This is a genomic window from Bradyrhizobium centrolobii, assembly GCF_001641635.1.
GTDB classification, from domain to species: Bacteria; Pseudomonadota; Alphaproteobacteria; order Rhizobiales; family Xanthobacteraceae; genus Bradyrhizobium; species Bradyrhizobium centrolobii.
The window spans coordinates 62,757-65,547 of sequence record NZ_LUUB01000035.1 but is presented as its reverse complement, the minus strand read 5'-3'; the positions used below and the strand labels follow the sequence as shown (position 1 = coordinate 65,547).

The following is a 2,791-nucleotide window of genomic DNA, read 5'->3' as shown; positions in this document are numbered from 1 at the left end:
GCCCATTGGCGCTAAATTAGGCTTGGGGTGCGGAATCGTTTGTGATTCCAAGATGGAATGACACACGAATCGCTTGTGAACCGCGACTGGGCGGGCGTGGTGGCCCGGCTTGGTGGGGCAGAAACACTCAATCGCACGGCACGGGAGACGAAGGCTTTCTTGCGTCCGCGCGAGATCAGATGCGCGGTGGATTTGCTGCGGCTGATCCTGGCCTATTGTCTGGGTGAGCGGGGATTGCGATTGACGGCGGCATGGGCGACATCAGTCGGCCTTGTCGACGTTTCCAATGTGGCTTTGCTGTATCGCTTGCGTCAGTGCGGGGATTGGCTGGCGCTGCTGGTGGGGCAGGCGCTTGCTGGCGCCGCCCCGAAGGCAAGCCAAGGTCGCCTGATCCGGATCATCGATGCCACGACGGTGCCGAAGAAAGGGGCTCAATGGCAGGAAGAAGAATGCGGTGTGGCGCATTCACAGCGCGTTCGATCTTCCGCAGGAACGTTTTGGCCACTTCGAACTGACGGATCAGCAGGAAGGCGAGACGCTCGACCGGATACCGGCGGTTGCAGGTGAGATCCGTCTTGCCGATCGGGCCTATTTGCAGCCGGCGCGCATGGCGCGGCTGATCCAGGCCGGCGCAGACTTCGTCATTCGGGCTGGTTGGAAGAGCGCGCGCTGGCTCGATTGCGAAGGCGGTGCGCTCGATCTCATCGCTGAACTGCGCAAATCCGCGAAACGAGGCCTGATCGATTGTCCGATTTGGCTCAAACCCAGGCGCGGCGCGCCGCTCGCCCTGCGTCTGGTCGCCGTCAAGAAGCCGACAGAGGCCGCTGCCGAGGCACGACGCAAAGCGCGCCGAACTGCACAGAAGGGAGGCCATCAGCTCTCCAAGCAAACGCTCGAGGCCGCCGATTGGGTCATCCTGGTGACCTCACTCGCCCCGGAAGAGTTCACCACCGATGATGTTCTCGCCCTCTACCGCTTGCGCTGGCGGATCGAGCTCGGCTTCAAGCGACTGAAGAGCCTGATTGGCCTGAAGGGGCCGCCGGGCACTGACGAACGGTCCGCCAGGCCGCACATCCTCGCTCATCTGCTGATCATTCTCTTGCTCGAGCCGCTTGTCGACGAACTCGAGGACTCTCCCCGCTGGGCGGACGCCGCCTGACCAGCCCAAGCGCGTGGCGATTGCTCCGCCAGCTCGTCGCCTCACTTCTGCAGGCGATCATTCCCCAGCCCACATTGGCTCGCCTTCACCGATCTGTCTTTGCTCTCCGCCGACACCTCCGCGAGCCACCGAGGAAAAAGCGGCGCTATCAAATGATGTTCCAACTACCTTAGCGCCGATGGGCCTTCGCCGGGACGACGCGTGAGGCGATACGCTGCATTAGCGAATGCGCTTCCGCGCGGCTTTGCTTCACTTCTCGCGCCGTTCCAAGCGCTATCTCGGCTCAGCAGCGTACGTCGTCGGTGCCAGGAAGAGCTTGTCTTCAAGCGGCGGAGCTATCTCGAACATCTGCGCGCTGTTGCGGAAATGAAAGACTCGCCGGATCCGGTACACTTCGCTTCGTTCCGCAGCAACGTCGACTTCTCGCCTGGTGAGCCAAAACGCCGTGCGTTCGTGCCCACATGTCGTCTTGATCTCCAGCAGCCGTTCTTGGCCATCAGGCTCAAAGGATCGGACGTCGTAGCCGTATCCGTCGCCGTCTAGGTCGGAAACCCACCGAACATCAGAGGCAGATCATCACGCCCAGCTCGCCGTAGGCGGTCGCGTTCGAACTCGATGACGAATTTCTCGCCGGCTTTTCCTAACTCGCGATTTCTGGCGTCCCGCTCGGCCGGATCGAACTTGCCAACGAGCCGCCGGACGGCTGGCGTCAGCATCTTGTCCAAATCGGCGAAAGATGGCGGAGGAACGAAGATGGCCTCGTCGTTGAGCGCCAGCGGTTGAGCATCTGCGCTCGCAGGATAAAGAAAATCTGGCTGCCGTCCGACGTTACGCTCAACGGCTGCCACCAAGGCGTCCTGATAGTGCGCCAACGGCTTGTAGCCGTTGATCCACTGCGCCCCGAGCATGTCTAAAACGGCGGAGATGTTCTGGAGCTTGCGCTCGATTGATCCCTCAGACCGGTGGACGGTCGTCATGAGCAGGCGCCGGTTCTCCGCCTTGCTGTAGCGGATGCCCGCTCTTTCCGAGGCCAACATCCGAAAATAGCTGTCGACGACGGCGGAGATCTCGCTCTCCGTCCAAGGTGTCCCAGCAATCGCGTCAGTTTGCTTCCGGTCCAAGTTTTGACCTCTCGGACTCAGAGCGTATCAGGGGGCAAGCTGAGCGCAATGTAGGTTGGGTGAATGCAGAAATGGCCCATCCTGCATGGGCCATTTGCATCGCCCTCTACTTCACCGCCCCAAACCGGCTGTCGAACGAATTCGACGACATCACCGGTGCCGCGCCTGCGATCTGCGCGTCCTTGCCGGCATCAGCCGAAGCATCCGACACCGATGGCTTGAGCGCCGGCCGCGTCGCGGCAACCTTCGTTTCGGCCGGCTTCGCCGGCTCGGCGGGCTTGGCGGCAACCGCCGGCTTGTCCTTGGACGCATCGTGGCCCGGCACGAACCGCGTCACTGCGGCCTTCAGCTTCGACGCCGTCGTGGCCGGCGGTGCGGAAGCGGTGGTGGTCGGGGGAACAGACGCGGTAGCTTGCGGCGGCGACGTGGTGGCGGTGGTGTCAGCCGTGCCCATGCCCATCTTCCGGGCGATCCCTGAGAAGAAGCCGCCGCCCGAGGATTTTTCGGCGGG

The 2,791-nt window shown here is 62.6% G+C and carries 3 protein-coding genes and 2 pseudogenes; 1 reads left to right on the top strand and 4 read right to left on the bottom strand.

All coding sequences use genetic code 11. The features are described 5' to 3' along the window. Positions 1–261 precede the first annotated feature (261 nt). The gene (locus tag AYJ54_RS50590) at positions 262–465 is read right to left on the bottom strand and encodes a hypothetical protein (RefSeq protein WP_161491823.1); all 204 of its coding nucleotides are present in this window, start codon (positions 463–465) and stop codon (positions 262–264) included. On the opposite strand from AYJ54_RS50590, the gene AYJ54_RS07875 reads away from it, so the two are divergent. Then, positions 455–1,159 (top strand): transposase, encoded by a 705-nt coding sequence (locus tag AYJ54_RS07875; protein WP_063698095.1) that lies wholly within the window; start codon positions 455–457, stop codon positions 1,157–1,159. The genes AYJ54_RS50590 and AYJ54_RS07875 overlap by 11 nt on opposite strands. Before the next feature lie 273 nt (positions 1,160–1,432). Here the strand turns inward: AYJ54_RS07875 and AYJ54_RS52105 are convergent. The 3 genes and pseudogenes from AYJ54_RS52105 to AYJ54_RS49060 form a co-directional block, all read right to left on the bottom strand. Then, positions 1,433–1,660 (bottom strand): annotated as a pseudogene (locus tag AYJ54_RS52105) (protein NO VEIN domain-containing protein); the annotation flags it as partial. Between the two features lie 38 nt (positions 1,661–1,698). After that, complete coding sequence (locus AYJ54_RS07870; protein WP_245328934.1) at positions 1,699–2,280, bottom strand: hypothetical protein; 582 nt, start codon at positions 2,278–2,280, stop codon at positions 1,699–1,701. A 106-nt stretch (positions 2,281–2,386) separates the two neighbouring features. Beyond that, positions 2,387–2,791: pseudogene (locus tag AYJ54_RS49060) on the bottom strand (L,D-transpeptidase family protein); the annotation flags it as partial.

What these genes read in the sequence shown, in the direction of transcription:
- AYJ54_RS50590 (WP_161491823.1), bottom strand. Translation starts at nt 465, where the DNA reads ATGCGCCACACCGCATTCTTCTTCCTGCCATTGAGCCCCTTTCTTCGG.